The organism is Stenotrophomonas sp. STEN147 (assembly GCF_056757995.1).
This window is the reverse complement of sequence record NZ_JBRRCG010000001.1, coordinates 232753-250481: the sequence shown is the minus strand read 5'-3', so window position 1 is coordinate 250481 and position 17729 is coordinate 232753. Positions and strand designations below refer to the sequence as shown.

The 17729-nt window shown below is 67.4% G+C and carries 17 protein-coding genes; all 17 read right to left on the bottom strand.

Going from position 1 to position 17729, the window contains the following annotated elements:
• Positions 1 to 129: 129 nt before the first annotated feature.
• The gene (locus ACVOKU_RS01200) at positions 130 to 789 is read right to left on the bottom strand and encodes a ribonuclease HII (RefSeq protein ID WP_065181173.1); all 660 of its coding nucleotides are present in this window, start codon (positions 787 to 789) and stop codon (positions 130 to 132) included.
• Complete coding sequence (gene lpxB / locus ACVOKU_RS01195) at positions 786 to 2045, bottom strand: lipid-A-disaccharide synthase (RefSeq protein ID WP_053519895.1); 1260 nt, start codon at positions 2043 to 2045, stop codon at positions 786 to 788. Before lpxB ends, ACVOKU_RS01200 begins: the two co-directional genes overlap by 4 nt.
• The gene (gene lpxA, locus ACVOKU_RS01190) at positions 2042 to 2833 is read right to left on the bottom strand and encodes an acyl-ACP--UDP-N-acetylglucosamine O-acyltransferase (protein ID WP_053519894.1); all 792 of its coding nucleotides are present in this window, start codon (positions 2831 to 2833) and stop codon (positions 2042 to 2044) included. Before lpxA ends, lpxB begins: the two co-directional genes overlap by 4 nt.
• Positions 2834 to 2851: 18 nt before the next feature.
• Positions 2852 to 3310: a 3-hydroxyacyl-ACP dehydratase FabZ gene (gene fabZ, locus ACVOKU_RS01185; protein ID WP_053519893.1), complete on the bottom strand. Its 459-nt coding sequence runs from the start codon at positions 3308 to 3310 to the stop codon at positions 2852 to 2854.
• The gene (gene lpxD / locus ACVOKU_RS01180; protein WP_481558824.1) at positions 3307 to 4329 is read right to left on the bottom strand and encodes a UDP-3-O-(3-hydroxymyristoyl)glucosamine N-acyltransferase; all 1023 of its coding nucleotides are present in this window, start codon (positions 4327 to 4329) and stop codon (positions 3307 to 3309) included. The genes fabZ and lpxD overlap by 4 nt, the downstream gene beginning before the upstream one ends.
• Before the next feature lie 422 nt (positions 4330 to 4751).
• On the bottom strand, positions 4752 to 7172 hold the full coding sequence (gene bamA / locus ACVOKU_RS01175; RefSeq protein ID WP_340044045.1) for an outer membrane protein assembly factor BamA: 2421 nt from the start codon (positions 7170 to 7172) through the stop codon (positions 4752 to 4754).
• Between the two features lie 74 nt (positions 7173 to 7246).
• Positions 7247 to 8605, bottom strand: a complete 1359-nt coding sequence (rseP, locus tag ACVOKU_RS01170) for an RIP metalloprotease RseP (RefSeq protein WP_053518305.1) — start codon at positions 8603 to 8605, stop codon at positions 7247 to 7249.
• A 60-nt stretch (positions 8606 to 8665) separates the two neighbouring features.
• Entirely contained in the window at positions 8666 to 9856 is a 1191-nt protein-coding gene (gene dxr, locus ACVOKU_RS01165) for a 1-deoxy-D-xylulose-5-phosphate reductoisomerase (RefSeq protein WP_481558823.1), read from the bottom strand.
• A 2-nt stretch (positions 9857 to 9858) separates the two neighbouring features.
• A complete protein-coding gene (locus tag ACVOKU_RS01160) occupies positions 9859 to 10695 on the bottom strand; it encodes a phosphatidate cytidylyltransferase (protein WP_053518308.1) in 837 nt (278 codons plus the stop codon).
• Positions 10692 to 11459 carry a polyprenyl diphosphate synthase gene (gene uppS, locus ACVOKU_RS01155; protein ID WP_065174698.1) on the bottom strand — a complete coding sequence of 256 codons (768 nt, stop codon included), beginning with the start codon at positions 11457 to 11459 and terminating at the stop codon, positions 10692 to 10694. The genes ACVOKU_RS01160 and uppS overlap by 4 nt, the downstream gene beginning before the upstream one ends.
• Positions 11460 to 11464: 5 nt before the next feature.
• Positions 11465 to 12019, bottom strand: coding sequence for a ribosome recycling factor (gene frr, locus ACVOKU_RS01150; RefSeq protein WP_053518312.1), 555 nt, complete (start codon positions 12017 to 12019; stop codon positions 11465 to 11467).
• Between the two features lie 97 nt (positions 12020 to 12116).
• Positions 12117 to 12845 (bottom strand): UMP kinase, encoded by a 729-nt coding sequence (gene pyrH / locus ACVOKU_RS01145; protein WP_053518314.1) that lies wholly within the window; start codon positions 12843 to 12845, stop codon positions 12117 to 12119.
• A gap of 120 nt (positions 12846 to 12965) precedes the next feature.
• On the bottom strand, positions 12966 to 14501 hold the full coding sequence (locus ACVOKU_RS01140) for a sensor domain-containing diguanylate cyclase (protein ID WP_053518316.1): 1536 nt from the start codon (positions 14499 to 14501) through the stop codon (positions 12966 to 12968).
• 202 nt (positions 14502 to 14703) lie between these two features.
• The gene (tsf, locus tag ACVOKU_RS01135) at positions 14704 to 15582 is read right to left on the bottom strand and encodes a translation elongation factor Ts (RefSeq protein WP_053518318.1); all 879 of its coding nucleotides are present in this window, start codon (positions 15580 to 15582) and stop codon (positions 14704 to 14706) included.
• 125 nt (positions 15583 to 15707) lie between these two features.
• Positions 15708 to 16514, bottom strand: a complete 807-nt coding sequence (gene rpsB, locus ACVOKU_RS01130) for a 30S ribosomal protein S2 (RefSeq protein WP_053518321.1) — start codon at positions 16512 to 16514, stop codon at positions 15708 to 15710.
• Positions 16515 to 16734: 220 nt separating this feature from the next.
• Complete coding sequence (locus ACVOKU_RS01125; RefSeq protein WP_481558822.1) at positions 16735 to 17433, bottom strand: fimbrial biogenesis chaperone; 699 nt, start codon at positions 17431 to 17433, stop codon at positions 16735 to 16737.
• Positions 17434 to 17438: 5 nt separating this feature from the next.
• Entirely contained in the window at positions 17439 to 17687 is a 249-nt protein-coding gene (locus ACVOKU_RS01120) for a hypothetical protein (RefSeq protein WP_481558821.1), read from the bottom strand.
• Positions 17688 to 17729 lie beyond the last annotated feature (42 nt).

Here is a 17729-nt window from a genome sequence, read left to right as displayed (position 1 = left end):
CGATGCCGCCGGGCATGGCCCGGCGCTACCACGGCACTGTGGGCGCACGATGCCGCCGGGCATGGCCCGGCGCTCCCACGGCAATGTGGACCCACCCGGTAGCGCCGGGCCATGCCCGGCGGCGGTTGTTCAGGCGATGGCCGCGGCCGCCGGGTTTTCCAGGCATTCACGCACCGGGGCGAAACTGCGCCGGTGCTCGCCACAGGGGCCGTGTTCACGCAGTGCCGCCAGGTGGGCCGGAGTGCCGTAGCCCTTGTGCTGGTCGAAACCGTAGTGCGGATGCTGTACGTGCAGGTCCTGCATGTACCGGTCGCGCGACACCTTGGCCAGGATCGAGGCCGCCATGATCGCGCGGTCGATGCCATCGCCACCGACCAGCGCCTGGGCCGGCAGTACCAGCCCCTTCGGAACCACGTTGCCGTCGATGCGGGCGAAGCCGGCCACGTGGGCCACGGCCGCCACCACGTCGCGCATGCCCTGCAGGGTGGCCTGGTAGATGTTCAGGCGGTCGATCGCTGCCACGTCCACCAGCACCACATGCCAGGCCAGGGCGCGGTCGATGATGCGGTCGTACAGCTGCTCGCGGCGCGCGGCGGTGAGCTGCTTGGAGTCATCCAGGCCGTTGATGCGCGGGCGGGCAGGATCGAATACCACCGCCGCGACGGCGACCGGCCCGGCCAGCGGGCCACGGCCGGCCTCATCGACACCGGCGACCAGGCGGTCCGGTTCAACCCGCAGTGAACCGTCGAACAGGGCCAGGCTGGCTGCGGCGGCGTGGCGGCGGCTCATGCCTTGTCCAGCTCGCGTACCAGCAGCTCGCCGACAGCGTCGGCGGCGCGTGCCGAGGCATTGCGGCGCAGGCGTTCATGCAGGCGCGAATAGGTTCCCTGCAGGTCGGCGGCCCGTTGCGGATGGTCGAACCACTGCTGGATGGCGGCGGCCAGCTTGTCCGGCGTGCAGTCGTGCTGCATCAGCTCCGGTGCCAGGTCCTGGCCGGCCAGGATGTTGGGCAGGGCGAAGCGGTCGACCTTGATCAGGCCCAGCGCCTTGACCAGGCGGTAGGTCAGTTCGTTGACGCGATAGCCGACCACCATCGGCCGCTTCACCAGCATGGCTTCCAGGGTCGCGGTACCGGAGGCGAGCACCACCACGTCGGCGGCGATCATGGCGTCGCGGGCCTGGCCATCAAGCACATGCGAGTAGGCGACCGGCAGCGCCGAACGCGACAGCTGTTCCTCGATCAGGCGACGGCAGGCGGCATTGGCGGCAGGCACCACGACGTGCAGCCCCGGAATCCGTTCGGAAACCTGCCACGCGGCCTCGAAGAACGGTTCGCCCAGACGCGAGATCTCGCCCAGGCGGCTGCCCGGCAGCACCGCCAGCACCTTGGCCGTGGCCGGCAGGCCCAGCGCGGCACGGGCTTCATCGCGGTTGCCCTGCAGCGGAATGTCATCGGCCATCGGGTGACCGACAAAGCGCGCATCGATTCCGTGCCGGGCGTAGATGGGGGGCTCCATCGGGAACAGGCACAGCACGAGGTCGGCACTGTTGCCGATCTTCTCGGCGCGCTTCTCGCGCCACGCCCAGACCGAAGGGCTGACGTAATGCACGGTGCGCACGCCACGCTGCTTCAGCCAGCGCTCGATGCCCAGGTTGAAGTCCGGCGCATCGATGCCGATGAACACGTCCGGCTGCCACTCGAGCGCGCGCTGGCGGAAGGCCGAGCGCAGTTTCAACAGGCGCGGCAGGTGGCGCAGGACTTCGGTCAGCCCCATCACCGCCAGTTCGCTGGCGTCGTGCCAGGTCTGGCAACCGGCATTGCGCATGGCATCGCCGCCGATGCCGGCAAATTCGGCGTTCGGGAAGCGGGCCTTCAACTCGCGCACCAGGCCGGCGCCGAGCAGGTCGCCGGAGGCCTCACCGGCCACCAGTGCAATCCGCAACGGTCGCTCGCTGAGCACCCGCTGTGCAGGCACGCTGCCGGCCAGGGAGGCCAGCGGAATGACAGCGGCGCCGGCCGGCGCCTGGCCGGACGTGCTGCTCATCGCAGCAGGGGCCTCTCTGCGTGCTCGATGAACTCCAGCATGGACTTCACGTCCTCGCTGTCGCGCGCCTGTTCAACCAGCTGCTGCTTGGCTTCGGCCAGCGGCAGGCCGGCCACGTACAGGGTCCGGTAGGCACGCTTGATGGCGGAGATGCGTTCGGCATCGAAACCGCGGCGCTTCAGGCCTTCACTGTTGATGCCGCGCGGGCGGCCCAGCGAATCGGAGCCCACCATGGTGAACGGCGGAACATCGCCGTTGGTCAGCGCACCCATGCCGAGGAAGGCGTGGGCGCCGATGCGGCAGAACTGATGGGCACCGGCGAAGCCGCTGATGATCACGTAGTCGCCGACAGTGACGTGGCCGGCCAGCGTGGTGTTGTTGGAGAACACGCAGGCGTTGCCGACGTGGCAGTCGTGCGCCACATGCGTATAGGCCAGCATCCAGTTGTCGTCACCGATCGTGGTGATGCCACCGCCGCCGCCGGTACCGCGGTTGACGGTGACGAACTCGCGGAACACGTTGCGGTCGCCGATCACCAGTTCGGTGCGTTCACCGGCGAACTTCTTGTCCTGCGGCTCGCCGCCGATGGCCGCGTGGCCGATGAAGCGGTTGTCGCGGCCGATCCGGGTCGGTCCGAGAATGCTGCAGTGTGGGCCGACGACCGTGCCTGCGCCGATGTCCACATCGGCACCGATCAGGGTGAAGGCACCGACCTGCACGTCGTCGGCCAGCCGGGCGGACGGGTCGATGACGGCGGTGGGGTGGATCCGTGGGGCGTTGTCAGTCATTCCTGGCTCCGTTATGGCTCAGCCCTTGGCACCGGCGCACATGACCTCGGCAGAGGCCACCACTTCGCCGTTGACCTTGGCTTCGCCGTAGTACCAGCCCATGTTGCGGATCAGCCGCTTCATCTGCACGTCCAGCAGCAGCACATCGCCCGGCACCACCTGCTTGTTGAAGCGGGCGTTCTCCACCTTGACCATGTAGAACAGCTTGGACTGCGCATCGCGGCCGAGCGAGAGCTGGGTCATCACACCGCCGGCCTGCGCCAGTGCCTCGATGATCAGCACGCCGGGCATGATCGGGCGACCCGGGAAATGGCCCTGGAAGAACGGCTCGTTGATGCTCACGTTCTTCTGGGCAAGGATGCGCTTGGCGTCCACATCCAGCTCGAGGACCTTGTCCACCAGCAGGAACGGGTAGCGGTGCGGGATCAGCTCCTGGATCTGGAGGACATCGATCGGAAGCTGCAGCGTGTCGTTCATTCTTTCTCCTTGCTCACAGCCAGGATGCGCCGGGCCAGCGTATCGAGCTGCTTGAAGCGCGCGGCGTTCTTGCGCCACGTGCGGTTGTCGGTCAACGGGGTGCCGGACGAATACTCGCCCGGCTCATGGATGGAGTTGCGCACCACTGATTTGCCGGTGATCACGACCTTGTCGCAGATCTCCAGGTGGCCGACCACGCCGACGTGGCCGCCGAGCAGGCAGTAACGTCCGATCTTGGCGCTGCCGGCAATGCCGGTGCAGCCAGCGATGGCCGAGTGCGCGCCGATCTGCACGTTGTGTGCGATCTGCACCAGGTTGTCCAGGCGCACGTCTTCGTCCAGCACGGTGTCTTCCAGCGCGCCGCGGTCCACGCAGGTGTTGGCGCCGATTTCGCAGTCGTCGCCGATGCGCACGCCGCCAAGCTGCGGCACCTTGATCCACCTGCCCGCGTCCATCGCCAGGCCGAAGCCATCGGCGCCGAGCACGGCGCCGGGGTGGACGCGCACACGCTTGCCCAGCCGGACGCGGGTGACCAGGGTGACCCGCGCAATCAGTTCGCAGCCGTTGTCCAGGCTGCAATCCTCGCCGATCACGCTGCCGGTGCCGATGATGCAGTTCTCACCAACCACGCTGCGGGCGCCGATGGACACGAACGGACCGATATGGGCGCTGGCTGCGACCTGGGCGGTGGGATCGATGACGGCGCTGGGATGGATGCCCGGCGGGCGCGTCGGTGCGATGTCGAACAGCGCGGCGATCTTGGCAAAGGTGGTGTACGGGTCCTTGGCCACGAGCGCGGCGCCGGGAGCCGCCCCGGCATCGTCGGCACGCAGCACCACCAGCGAGGCCTGGCTGTCGGCCAGCTGGGTGCGGTAGCGCGGATTGGCGAGGAAGGTCAGCTGGCCAGGGCCGGCATGGGCGAGGGTGGCCACGCCATGGATGGCGGTGGCGGGGTCGCCATGGACCTGCAGGCCGAACTGCTCGGCGAGTTGCTGGGCGGTGTAGGAGGGAGTATTCACGGCGGGAGTTTAACGTGTGACGCCATTGCGGTCATGCGGGGGGCAGTTGTGCAGCCAACGGTGGGGCCCCTCGCGGCCGGCAGAGCCAGGCTCATGGGCTGGGTCGGACGGGTCGGGGCTGCGGGGGACGGCGCAAGTACGTCCCTGTAGCCTTGATCGCCGCATCCATGCGGCTCACACCCCCGCAGCCCCGACCCGCCCGACCTCTGACAGCGTGGCGCGAGTGCCAGCCGCGGAAAACAGAAAAGATCAAAAGCGGATCGTGCGCTTCAGCCATCCGGGTTAAACGAAAACGCCGGGCAGAGCCCGGCGCTTCGTACCCCGTCTGGTGGAGAGCCCCCCTTCTGTTAAGGGGGGCGCGCCAGCGGCGCGGGGGATAGGAGGAATACGCGTGCAGTTCTGATGAGCCGCAGGGCGGTTCGTCAGAACTGCCCACCGAAGGTGAATTGCAGACGCTCGATCTTGTCGTCGTCTTCCTTCTTCAGCGGGAACGCATAGCTGATCGAGATCGGGCCGACCGGGGCGCGCCACAGCAGGGCCACACCGGTGGACACGCGCAGCTCGTTGGCCTTGAAGTTCTTGGTGCCGTTGTAGACGTTGCCGAAGTCGACGAAGGCCGACACGCGCGCCGAGGGGCTGTCGAACAGGCGCGGGAAGTAGGCTTCCACCGAGCCGACCGTCTTCACCGAGCCGCCCAGCGGCTGGCCCTCCGGATAGCCGGCAGTGACTTCGCGCGGGCCCAGCGTGTTGTCCTCGAAGCCGCGCACCGAGTTGGTACCGCCGGCGTAGAAGTTCTCGTAGAACGGCAGGCCGCTGGCGGTGACCGTCTTCCTGTAATCCGGTGAGCCCGGGTTGCAGTTCACGGTCTGCACCGGGTTCGGGTTGGCCTCGGTCGGCGCGGTGTAGCAGAGATCACGCGAGGTGTCCTTGCCGTAGCTGTCGCCGTAGCCGATTTCCGCACGCGTGTTGATCACCAGCGACGGCATGATCGGCCAGTACTTGGAGATCTGGTAGTTCAGCTTGTAGTACTCGACGGTCGAACCCGGCAGCGTGGTCTCCAGGCCGATGCGCTGGTAGGTACCGCGGGTCGGCATGAAGTAGTCGTTGCGCGAGTCGCGTGCCCAGCCGAGCTCGGTGCGCCAGGCATGGAAGGTGCGGCGGCCGACGGCGTTGATGTAGTCGATGATCGACTGCGGAGTCGAACCCGGGTACGTCGTGATCTGGTTGCTGTCGATGCCGAACATCAGCGAGACCGAGTCGGTTTCGGTCAGCGGCACGCCGAACACCACCTGCGCGGCACCGTTGGTGCTGTTGTACTGCGCGGTGTTGAAGTCGGAGTAGTCCAGTTCGCGCCAGGACAGGTTGTAGCCCAGCGACACGCCGTCATCGGTGAAGTACGGGTTGGTGTAGCTGAAGCCGTAGCGCTGCAGGTAGCTGCTGCGCGAGGCTTCCACCGACACGCGGTTGCCGCCGCCGAGGAAGTTGTTCTGCGACAGCTGCACGGAAGTGGTCATGCCGTAGGACTGCGAGTAGCCCAGGCCGAACACGAAGCTGCCGGAGGTGGTTTCCTTGACGTTGTAGACGACGTCGACCTGGTCGTTGCTGCCGCTGACGGCCGGGGTTTCCACATCCACCGATTCGAAATAGCCCAGGCGCTGCAGACGGATCTTGGAGCGGTCGATCGCGGCCTGCGAGTACCAGCTGTTCTCGAACTGGCGCATTTCGCGACGCATCACCTCGTCGGAGGTGCGGGTATTGCCGCGGAAGACGATGCGACGCACCGACACGCGTGGCCCCGGCACCACCTGCATGTTGATGGCAACGGTCTGGTCAGCACGGTTGGTGGTCGGGATCGGGTTCACCTTGGCGAACGCGTAGCCGATGTTGGACAGCGAGTTGGTGATCGTGTCCGAGCTGAACTCCAGCAGCGCCCGCGAGAAGGTGTCGCCGGACTTCTGGATCACCATGCGCTCCACGTCCTCCTGCGGGAGGATGGTGTCGCCGCTGACCTTGATCTCGGAGATCTTGTACTGCTCACCTTCGGTCACACCGGCGGTGAGGAACATGTCGCGCTTGTCGGGGCTGATCGACACCTGGGTGGAGTCGATGCTGAAGTCGACGTAGCCACGGTCGAGGTACCACGAGTTCAGCTTTTCCAGGTCGCCGGACAGCTTTTCCTTGGAGTACTGGTCATCGCGGCGGTACCACGAGGCCCAGTTGTGCTCCTTGGATTCCCAGGTTTCCAGAATGTCCTTGCTGTCGTACTTCTCGGTGCCGACCAGGTTGACATGGCGGATCTTGGCCGCCTTGCCTTCCTTGATCGCGATGGCGATGTCCACACGGTTGCGGTCCAGCGGGCTCACCGTCGGGGTGATCTCGACGTTGTACTTGCCGCGGTCGTTGTACTGGCGGCGCAGTTCCTGGGTCACGCGGTCCAGGCTCAGGCGATCGAACGTGCCACCTTCGGTCAGGCCGATGTCGGACAGGCCCTTGAGCAGCTGGTCGGACTTGATGTCCTTGTTGCCGGTCACGGTCAGCTTGTTGATCGCCGGGCGTTCCTTGACCGTCACCACCAGGATGTTGCCCTGGCGGTCCAGCTGCACGTCCTCAAAGAAGCCGGTCTTGTACAGGGCGCGGATGGTTTCGCCGACCTTGCTGTCGGTGACCGTCTCGCCACGCTCCACTGGCAGGTAGGTGAATACCGTACCCGAGCTGATGCGCTGCAGGCCGTCGACGCGGATGTCGCTGACAGTGAAGGGCTCGGCTGCCTGGGCCAGGGCGGGAGCGCCGGTGACGGCGGCGAGGGCGAGGGCCAGCAGGCGGCGATTGGGGAGTCGCGTCATGTCACGTCCGGTAGGAAGGTCGATTTCATTGGTGCGGGATGCCGACGCTGTAGACGGCAACAACGTGGAAAAGTTCATCGCGGGACCAGGCCGAGGATGTCGTTGTAGAACGCCAACCCCATCAGCCCGGCCAGCAACGCCAGGCCGATGTATTGGCCGGCGGCGATGGCACGCTCGCTCAGCGGGCTGCCCTTGACCAACTCGATAAGGTAATACAGCAGGTGGCCGCCGTCCAAGATCGGGATCGGCAGCAGATTGATGATGCACAGGCTCAGCGACAGCAGCGCGAGGAACTGCAGGAACCAGTCGAGCCCACGCTTGGCCGATACATTGGCCACACGGGCGATGGTGACCGGGCCGGAAACGTTCTGCAGCGAGGCCTTGCCGGTCACGATGCGGGCCATCATGCCCAGCGAGTCGGCGGCCAGCCGGCCGGTTTCACGCACCGCCACGGTGACCGCGTCCAGTGGCCCGTAACGCAGCAGGGTGTCGTAGGCCGGGCTGTAGGTGGTGGGGAAACCGACGCCGATCTGCCAGACCGGCTCGCCCTTGCCGTCCTTGCCCTGGCGTGGAGTCACTTCCAGTGCCAGCCGCTCGCCGCCACGCAGGACTTCGATCATGCCGGGGCCGCCGGTGCGGCCCAGCGCCTGGATTTCGCCGATCACCTGATCGACGCTGTCGATGCGCTGCCCGTCGATGGCCACGATGAGGTCGCCCGGCTGCAGCTGGCCCGCAACAACGGAATCCGGTGTGAGCCTGTCGACCAGGGCTGGCTGCAGCCATGACTGCCAGTACAGGCCCGCCAGGATCGGCACCCGCCGTTCATCGAAGCCTGCCGGCAGCTGCGACAGCGGCAGGGTACGGGCATGCACCTGGTCACTGCGGTCGATCACGTCCAGCGTGACATCACGACGGTCCATCGCTGCCGCGGTCAGGGCCATGCTGGCCTCGCCCAGGGTGCTGACCGGGCGGTCGTCCACGCGCAGCACGCGGTCACCACTGTTGAGCCCCGCCGTCGCCGCGATGCCGCTGGTGCGGCCGAGGGTGGGCGAATAGTCCTGCTTGCCGATCACGAACATCGCCCACAGCAGCAGGATGCACAGCAGCAGGTTGGCGACCGGGCCGGCGGCGACGATGGCGATGCGCTGCCAGACCGTCTTGTGGTTGAACGCCTGGCCGCGTTCCTGCGGATGCACCTCGACTTCGCGCTCGTCGAGGAATTTCACATAGCCGCCCAGCGGAATCGCAGCAATGGCGAACTCGGTTCCATGCCGGTCGCGCCGCGACCACAGCGGCCGGCCGAAGCCGACAGAGAAGCGCAGCACCTTGACGCCGCACAGGCGACCGACCCAGTAATGCCCGAGTTCGTGGAAGGTGACCAGCAGCCCCAGGCTGACAATCATCCACCAGACCGATCCGATGAAGTCAGTCATGCAGGCTCACGTTGGCGGGCAGGGGCGGCGTCGTCATGCAGGGCTGGGCAGGCGGGCGGTTCAGGCGGCGTCGATGGCGTTCAGGGTCAGCAGGCGTGCGCGCTGGTCGGCGGACAACAGGACCTCCAGTGTATCGGCTGGCTCGGTCGGCAGTGTTGAAAGAGCGTTAGCGACCAGTGCCGGGATGGTCAGGAAACCGATCCGGCCCTGAAGAAACGCTGAAACGGCCTCTTCGTTGGCGGCGTTCAGCATCGCCGGGGCGGTGCCACCGGCGCGCATCGCCTGCCAGGCCAGCGCCAGGCAGGGGAAGGCCTCGGTATCGGGCGCCTCGAAATCCAGCCGGCCCTGCGCCAGCAGATCCAGCCCGGCCACGCCCGAGGCGATGCGCTGCGGCCAGCCCAGGCCAACGGCCAGGGTGGTGCGCATGTCCGGCAGGCCCATCTGCGCCAAGGTCGAGCCGTCGACGAATTCGACCAGTGAATGGACCAGGCTCTGCGGATGGACCAGCACGTCGATGCGTTCGCCCGGCACGGCGAACAGGTGGTGGGCCTCGATCACTTCCAGGCCCTTGTTCATCAGGGTGGCGGAATCGACCGAGATCTTGGGCCCCATCGACCACTTCGGGTGGGCCACGGCCTGGGCCGGGGTGACCTGCGCCAGTTCGGCGCGGCTGCGGCCACGGAACGGGCCACCGGAGGCGGTGAGCAGGATCCGGCGCACCCCGGCGCCTTCGAGGCTGGCGTCGCGCGAGCGCAGGCACTGGAAGATGGCGCTGTGCTCGCTGTCGATCGGGATGATCTCGGCCCCGGCACGTTCGGCGGTACGGGTCAGCAGTTCGCCCGCCAGCACCAGTGATTCCTTGTTCGCCAGCAGGATGCGCTTGCCCGCGGCGGCGGCGGCCAGGGTCGAGGACAGCCCTGCTGCGCCGACGATGGCAGCCACCACGGTGTCGCAGGCGTCACTGGCAGCAAGCTGGTCCAGCGCTGCCTGGCCAGCGTGGGCCTCGGTCGCCAGGCCCGCCTCGCGCAGGCCGTCGCGCAGCGCAGGGTACAGGGCCTCGTCGGCGATCACCGCGTGCAGCGGCTGATGCTGGCGGCACAGCGCAAGCAGCGCCTGCACCTGGCGGCCGGCGGCAAGCACGGTGGCCCGGTAGCGCTGCGGATGGCGCGCGATCACATCCAGGGTGGAGGCACCGATCGATCCGGTGGCGCCGAACACGGCGACCCGGCGCAGGTCTGCTGCTGCATGCATGGTCAGAATCCGAAGATTTCCTTGCCCAGCGCGAACACCGGCACGGCGGCCAGGACGCCGTCGACACGGTCGAGCACGCCACCGTGGCCCGGGATCAGGTTGCCCGAGTCCTTGGCACCGGCATGGCGCTTGATCAGGCTCTCGAACAGATCGCCCAGCACCGAGGCCAGCACGGCGACCACGGACGTGATCAGCAGGCCCGGCAGGTGGGCCAGGTCGATACCGGCCAGCCAGCCCAGGCCGACGGCCACGGCCACGCCGGCCAGCAGGCCGCCGACCAGGCCTTCCCAGGTCTTGTTCGGGCTGATGCGCGGGGCCAGCTTGTGCCTGCCGAAGCGGCGGCCGGCAAAGTAGGCGCCCGAATCGGCGGCCCAGACCAGCGCCAGGGCGGCCAGCAGCCACAGATGCCCCTGCCGGCCGGGCGGGTCGCCGCCGGCGTGGATCAGCACCAGTGCGGCCCAGGCCGGCACGATGGCCAGTGTGCCGGCCAGCAGCTTGAGGATGCGCGCGGGGCTGCCCGGCTGTGCACCGAAGTTGAAGAAGCGCAGCCAGACCAGCGCCGCCAGCCACCAGGCGACGCCGACCAGCGTGGTGATCTGGAACAGCACCAGGGTACTGCCGTCGGCCCACACCAGCAGCACCATCAGCAGCAGGTTCAATACCAGCAGCACGGTGCGCGCCAGGGTGTCTTCGACGTCGGCCAGCTTCAGCCATTCCCACAGGCCGATCAGCAGGACGGCGGCGGCCGCGGCGGCCAGCCATTGCGTCGGCAGCAGCAGGATCGCGGCAATGGCGACCGGCGCCATGATCAGCGCGGCGAGGACTCGGGTCTTGGTCATGGGCTGGACGTCTCGGTGGCCAGGGCGGCGATCTGGGCGCTGGTCAGGCCGAAGCGGCGCTCACGGCCCGCATAGGCATCCAGCGCCTGTTGCAGCATCGCGGCGTCGAAGTCCGGCCACAGTGCCTCGGTGAACCACAGCTCGGTATAGGCCAGCTGCCACAGCAGGAAATTGCTGATGCGGGTGTCGCCACCGGTGCGGATGAACAGGTCCGGTGCCGGCAGGTCGGCCAGGGCCATCTGCCGGCCCAGCAGCGCCTCGTCGATCTGTTCGGGCAGCAGGCGCCCGGCCGCCACTTCGGCAGCCAGTGCGCGCGCCGCGCGGGCGATGTCCTGGCGGCCGCCATAGCTGGCGGCGATCGACAGGGTCAGCGTGGTGTTGCCGGCGGTGCGCTGTTCGGCCAGCTGCATGCGGCTGACCAGCGAGGCGCCGAAGCGCTCGCGCTCGCCGATGAAGCGCACGCGCACGCCCCGGCGGTGCAGCTCGTCCACTTCGCGGTCGAGCGCACCAAGGAACAGCTTCATCAACGCATCGACTTCGTCCTGCGGCCGGCCCCAGTTCTCGCTGGAGAAGGCGAACAGGGTCAGCGCCGGGATGCCCAGTTCAAGGCAGCGCTCGATGGTGCGGTTGACCGCGCGCGCGCCGGCACGGTGGCCGATCACGCGCGGGCGGCGGCGCTGCTGTGCCCAGCGTCCGTTGCCATCCATGATGATGGCAACGTGGCGGGGCAGGGCGGCCGGCAGGGGAGGCGGGACTGAAGGCATCGACTTCAGACCGACAACAGTTCCTTTTCCTTGTCCGCGACGACTTTGTCGACATCCTTGATGTTGCTGTCGGTCAGCTTCTGGATATCGTCTTCGCCGCGCTTCTTCTCGTCTTCGCTGATCGCCTTGTCCTTGACCAGCTTGGCGATTTCCTTGTTCGCGTCCTGACGGATGTTGCGGATCGCGATCTTGGCGCCTTCGCCTTCCTTCTGCACCTGCTTGACCAGTTCCTTGCGGCGCTCTTCGGTCGGCGGCGGCATGTTGATGCGGATCGCGGTGCCCAGCGTATTCGGGGTGAACTCGGCGTTGTACAGCCCCTTCTCGATCTCCTTGATCATGCTCTTGTCGAACGGCGTCACCAGCAGCGAGTGGGCGTCGGCGTTGGAGATCGAGGCGACCTGGTTCAGCGGGGTGCTGGCATTGCCGTAGGCATTGACGGTGACGCGGTCCAGCAGGGCCGGAGTGGCACGCCCGGTGCGGATCGAGGTGAGGGTGTGCTTCAGAGCGTCGATGCTCTTGGCCATGCGCGTCTGCGCGTTGTTCTTGATGTCGTTGAGCATCGCCCGGGTCCTGGATGTAACTGGAATCGGGCGATTATAGGCGAATACGGGACGCTGCCGGGCCTGGATCGGCCCGGGCGTCGCCTTGCGCTCAGGCTCAGGCCGGGTCGCGGCCCTGGACCAGGGTGCCGATGTTCTCGCCGCTGAGGATCTTCAGCAGCTCGCCCGGCTGGCCCATGTCGAACACCCGCATCGGCAGATCGCTGTCGCGGGCCAGTGCGAAAGCGGCCGTGTCCATCACTTCCAGCCCGCGGCGGATCACTTCGTCGTAGCTCAGGCTGTCGAAGCGGACCGCGTCGCTGTGCTTGTTCGGATCCTTGTCGTACACGCCATCGACCTTGGTGGCCTTGAGCAGCAGGTCCGCACCGATCTCGATCGCGCGCAGGGCAGCGCCGGAATCGGTGGTGAAGAAGGGGCTGCCGACGCCGGCGGCGAAGATCACCAGCCGGCCTTTTTCCAGGTGACGGATGGCGCGGCGGCGGATGTAGTCCTCGCACACGTCGTTGATCTTGATCGCGCTCATCACGCGGGCCTTGGCGCCCAGCTTCTCCAGGGCGTCCTGCATGGCCAGCGCGTTGATGACGGTGGCCAGCATGCCCATCTGGTCGCCGGTGACCCGGTCCATGCCGCCGGCAGCCAGGCCGGCGCCGCGGAAGATGTTGCCGCCGCCGATCACCAGTGCCACTTCGGCCCCTGCCTGCTGGGCCTCGATCACTTCACGGGCCAGGCGGTTGATGACCTTCGGGTCGATGCCGTAGTCCTCGTCTCCCATCAGCGCCTCCCCGGAGAGTTTCAGCAGGATGCGGCGATAGGCGAGCTTGGACATGGGGACCTCGGGTGCGTGGAAATCGCGGGCGATTCTACGCGCATGCGGCGCCCGGCCAAAGTGTTTTGTGCACTGCGGCGCAAAATCGGCTGGATCGCCCCGCTCATCGGGGCGTCCCGTTCAGCCCGCTTCGAGGCCGGCAGTGGCGGACAGTTCGTCGTGGCCCAGCGCGCCGGGGGAGCGGGCGATCACCCGGTTGCGGCCCAGGTTCTTGGATCGATACAGCACGTCATCGGCGGCGCGCAGCAGGTCCTGCACGTCAGCGAAGCGTTCGTAGCCCCCCTGCGTGGCCACGCCGGCGGAGAAGGTGACGAACAGTGGCCCTCCCTCGAGTTCGGCCATCGGCGTGGCGACGATGTTCGCCAGTACGCGCCGGATCACCTCCAGCGCCACCGATTCGCTGGTATTGGGCAGCAGCGCCACGAACTCCTCGCCACCGAAGCGGGCGACGGTGTCGCTGTTGCGCAGCTGGCCCTGCAGTTTGCCGGCGAAGGCGCGCAGCACCTCGTCGCCGGTCAGATGACCGTGGGCGTCGTTGATCTTCTTGAAGTCGTCCAGGTCGATGAAGGCCACCGAAAGCGGCCAGCCATGCCGGCCGGCGCGCAGGAATTCCTGCTCCAGCACCGCTTCCAGCTGGCGCCGGTTGAGTACGCCGGTCAGCGCGTCGCGGTGGGCCTGGTCGGCCAGCCGCTTGGCGCGCGCCTCGAATTCATCGGCGCGTCGGCGTGCCTGGTCGGCATCCTGCAGTTCGCGCAGGTTGCGCAGGGTGGCCAGCTCCTGTGCGTGATCGATCAGTTCGTGTACCCGCGCCGGAGAATTCAGGCCGGCTTCGAACAGGCTGGCGATATCGGGCAGGGCATCGCTGATGCGGGCCAGGACCTGGTCGAAGCGGGCGCTGTCCAGATCCAGGCGGTCATGCACCTGCTGCAGCGCCCGTTCGCGGGCCGCGTCGGCGTCGCCGTCCAGCCAGATGTCGGCGACCGCGCCGGACAGCTGCACGCACGCCTGGAAGGGCGAATCGGCGGCGTCCTCGTCTTCGCTGTGGCTGATGCTCTCCACCAGGTAGCGCGGCAGGCCCCACTGCTCGGCCACCCAGGCGCCGACATCGGCGTGGCTGCAGCCCAGCACGTCGCGTTCGCGGGCAACCAGGTCGAGGTTGTCGCGTGCTTCACGCAGCAGGGGCAGGTAGCGCTCGGCTTCGGCCTGCGCCAGGCACAGCACGCCCATGTCCTGCAGCAGTCCGGCCAGCATCAGTTCTTCCAGGCGGCGCAGCCCGCGCGCCTGGCCAAGCTGGCTGGCAGCCAGTGCACTGAGGATGCTGCGCTTCCAGGCCCGCTGGCGCAGGTCGTGATCGGCACCGCTTCCGGTCAGTCCCTGGGTGACCGTGAAACCCAGCGCCAGACTGATGGTGGCGTTGAGGCCCAGCATGGTCAGTGCCTGGCCGAGATTCTCGATGCGCCGCCGGCTGGCGTACAGCGGCGAGTTGGCGATGCGCAGCATGCGGGCGCTGAGCGCCATGTCGATGGCGATGATGTCGGCGGCGGTGGCGATGTCCGCTTCCGGATCCTGGGCCAGTTCGATGATGCGCAGGGCAATACCGGGTGGCGAGGGGAGGTTGCGGCAGAGCGCCAGGGCAGCTGTCAGCTCGGGAGGCATGGCGGATCGTTCAATTCCATTAGGGCAAGAATACCTAGGAATTCATCACAGTCTGCGACTTTCTATCCTGCTATGTGACTGAGGATTCCCTGCGCCGAGTATCGGCCTGATTCGCGCGCAACGCAAAGTTCACTGACGCATAAAAAAAGAGCCGCGGTTCCCCGCGGCTCCTTCTGGTCGCTTCACAGCCGGAAGGCTGGACTCAGACCTGCATCGCCTTGGCAACTTCGGCGGCGTAGTCTTCCACCACCTTCTCGATGCCTTCGCCGACGACCAGCAGCTGGAAACCAGCGACGTCGGCGCCGGCGGCCTTGACCACCTGCTCGACGGTCTTGTCGCCGTCCAGCACATAGGCCTGGCCGTACAGGGTCACTTCGCTGACGATCTTGTTGATCTTGCCGCTGATGATCTTTTCCAGGATATCGGCCGGCTTCGACTTGTCCTTCTCGGACATCTTGGCCAGTTCGATTTCCTTTTCCTTCTCGACGAAGTCGGCCGGAACGTCGGCGGCCTTGTTGTGCGGCGGCTTCAGCGCAGCCACGTGCATGGCCAGGCCGCGGGCCAGTTCGGCGTCGCCGCCGACCAGGTCCACCAGCACGCCGACCTTGCCATTGGTGTGGACGTAGGCACCGACGGTGTTGTTGCCGTCGACCTTGGCGATGCGGCGGATCTGGATGTTCTCACCCAGCTTCTGCACGGCCAGGGCGCGGGCTTCTTCGACGGTCTCGCCGGAGGCCAGCTTGGCGGTCTTCAGCGCTTCGACGTCGGCAGCGCCCGATGCCAGGGCGGCAGCGGCAACGGCGTCGACGAAGGTCTTGAAGTTGACGTCGTTGGCGACGAAGTCGGTTTCCGAGTTGACTTCGACCAGCACGGCCTTGCCGCCGTCCTGTGCCAGGCCCAGACGGCCTTCGGCGGCCACGCGGTCAGCCTTCTTGTCGGCCTTGGCAGCGCCGGACTTGCGCAGCAGTTCCGCCGCAGCGTCGATGTCGCCGGCGGCTTCGGTCAGCGCCTTCTTGCATTCCATCATGCCGGCGCCGGTGCGCTCGCGCAGTTCCTTGACCAGGGAAGCAGTGATTTCCACGGGATTACCTCACGAAAGAAAGGGGTTGGGCCGGCATGGTGGCCGGCCCGTATGACATGGTCCTGTCACGCGCCGAGGGCGGCATGCAGGAGGGGTGGGCGCTGGGGCCCACCCCGGGGCCTGGATCAGGCCTGGGCTTCGTCGCCCTTCTTGGCGGTCTTCTTGGCCGGAGCGCGACGGGCCGGCTTCTCTTCGCCTTCAGCGGCGGCTTCAGCGAACTCTTCCTCGCGCACCGAGGCGGCGTGCGGAGCAGCGGCCTTGCCTTCCAGCACGGCGTCGGCGGCGGCACGGGCGTACAGCTGCACGGCGCGGATGGCGTCGTCGTTGCCCGGGATGGCGTAATCGACCAGCTCCGGGTTGTAGTTGGTATCAACCACGGCGATCACCGGGATGCCGAGCTTCTTGGCTTCCTTGATGGCGATGTCTTCGTGGCCGATGTCGATGACGAAGATGGCGTCCGGCAGACGGTTCATGTCCTTGATGCCGCCCAGCGAGGCTTCCAGCTTGTCGCGCTCGCGACGCAGGCCCAGCACTTCGTGCTTGACCAGCTTCTCGAAGGTGCCGTCGGTTTCACCGGCTTCCAGTTCCTTCAGGCGGGCAACCGACTGCTTGACGGTACGGAAGTTGGTCAGGGTGCCGCCCAGCCAACGCTGGTTCATGAACGGCATGCCGCAACGCTCGGCTTCTTCCTTGATGGTTTCGCGGGCGCTGCGCTTGGTGCCCAGGAACAGGACGGTGCCGCGCTTCTGGGCAACCGACGAGATGAAGTTCATCGCGTCGTTGAACAGCGGGACGGTCTTTTCCAGGTTGATGATGTGGATCTTGCCGCGGGCGCCGAAGATGTACGGAGCCATCTTCGGGTTCCAGTAACGGGTCTGGTGGCCGAAGTGGACGCCGGCTTCCAGCATCTGACGCATGGTGACCTGGGGCATTGCAGTACTCCTGATATGGAACCAGCGATTCCGCCCGCGGGACAGGTATGCGGGACGCGTGGAAGCGCGATCGGTTCCGGGGTTGGGCTTCCCTGTTGCCTCCGTGGCCGAACTCCTTGCGGAGCACCCCGGCACGGATGGGGGCAGCAGGTGTGGATTCACCGGTGACGTCCGGTGTGGACGATGGTCCCGCGCACTGGGCGGCAAGGCATCCCGGCGATTATAGCCCGGCCGGAGGGTTCGCCGCAATTGACGGGTCCCATGCGTCCAGAACGACCTCCCGGCCGTCCTGCAGGCGGGCCCGGAAGCGGCCGCCGAGATAGCCGTCGCGGCGTGCCGGCAACGTCCAGCGCCGTTCCCGTCCTGCCAGCACATAGCCGGCCAGGCCCGGCAGCAGCACGCTGCGATGGCCGCCGGCGGACTCGAATGAAAGCCCGTCCAGGCGCGCATGCAGGCGGCCCGGGTTGTCCAGTCGCAGATGAGTCTGCGACCCGTTGGATTCGACGCGGGCACGCACGGCCGGGCGCGCTGACGACGCAGCCGCACCCTGGAACAGCGGCAGCGAGTAGCGTGGCAGGCTGCTGCTGCCGGGGGCGAGCACGATACGGTAGGCCTGCTCGGCGGCGACCGGGACGGCGCTGCGGGGCAGCAGCCAGACCCGCTGGCGGGCGCCGGGCGCCAGATCCAGTCGGGTCGGACTGGCCAGGATGCGGTCGCTCGGCTGCAGCCGTTCGGCGTCCAGCTGCTGCTCCCAGGCCAGGATCTGCACCTCGCCCTGCCAGCGCTCGGGGCCGGGGTTGTGCAGCCAGAGTTCGGTGCGGCCGCCTTCGGCCGGCAGCTGCAGGGTCGTGGGCAGCAGGTCCAGTGCGGCGGCAGGCAGCCCCGGCAGCAGCAGGAACAGGGCAAGGAGTACGCGCATCGGCATCAGTAGATGAATGTCGGCGCGGCGGGAGCGTCGTCGGTGGGCGCGGCTGGCGCGGGGGCAAGTTCACGCACCTGTGCCGGCAGCTGCGGGGCATCGCTGCGCTGGTGCGGAACGACACACGCGCGGCCGCCGGCATCGCCCTGGCAGGCTTCCACTACGACCAGGCGCACCTGCACCGGGGCTGCCGGCTGGGCCCAGGCCAGGGGGGCGGCGAGCATCATCGCCAGGATCGGAACTGCGCGAACCACCTGTCATCCACCGTGCCGGGATACCTGCTGGACGCTATCGAC

Coding starts and splice junctions, on each gene's coding strand:
- ACVOKU_RS01200 (WP_065181173.1), bottom strand. CDS start 789: ATGAGCCGCCGCCACGCCGCCGCAGCCAGCCTGGCCCTGTTCGACGGT.
- lpxB (WP_053519895.1), bottom strand. CDS start 2,045: ATGAGCAGCACGTCCGGCCAGGCGCCGGCCGGCGCCGCTGTCATTCCG.
- lpxA (WP_053519894.1), bottom strand. CDS start 2,833: ATGACTGACAACGCCCCACGGATCCACCCCACCGCCGTCATCGACCCG.
- fabZ (WP_053519893.1), bottom strand. CDS start 3,310: ATGAACGACACGCTGCAGCTTCCGATCGATGTCCTCCAGATCCAGGAG.
- bamA (WP_340044045.1), bottom strand. CDS start 7,172: ATGACGCGACTCCCCAATCGCCGCCTGCTGGCCCTCGCCCTCGCCGCC.
- rseP (WP_053518305.1), bottom strand. CDS start 8,605: ATGACTGACTTCATCGGATCGGTCTGGTGGATGATTGTCAGCCTGGGG.
- dxr (WP_481558823.1), bottom strand. CDS start 9,856: ATGCATGCAGCAGCAGACCTGCGCCGGGTCGCCGTGTTCGGCGCCACC.
- ACVOKU_RS01160 (WP_053518308.1), bottom strand. CDS start 10,695: ATGACCAAGACCCGAGTCCTCGCCGCGCTGATCATGGCGCCGGTCGCC.
- uppS (WP_065174698.1), bottom strand. CDS start 11,459: ATGCCTTCAGTCCCGCCTCCCCTGCCGGCCGCCCTGCCCCGCCACGTT.
- frr (WP_053518312.1), bottom strand. CDS start 12,019: ATGCTCAACGACATCAAGAACAACGCGCAGACGCGCATGGCCAAGAGC.
- pyrH (WP_053518314.1), bottom strand. CDS start 12,845: ATGTCCAAGCTCGCCTATCGCCGCATCCTGCTGAAACTCTCCGGGGAG.
- ACVOKU_RS01140 (WP_053518316.1), bottom strand. CDS start 14,501: ATGCCTCCCGAGCTGACAGCTGCCCTGGCGCTCTGCCGCAACCTCCCC.
- rpsB (WP_053518321.1), bottom strand. CDS start 16,514: ATGCCCCAGGTCACCATGCGTCAGATGCTGGAAGCCGGCGTCCACTTC.
- ACVOKU_RS01125 (WP_481558822.1), bottom strand. CDS start 17,433: ATGCGCGTACTCCTTGCCCTGTTCCTGCTGCTGCCGGGGCTGCCTGCC.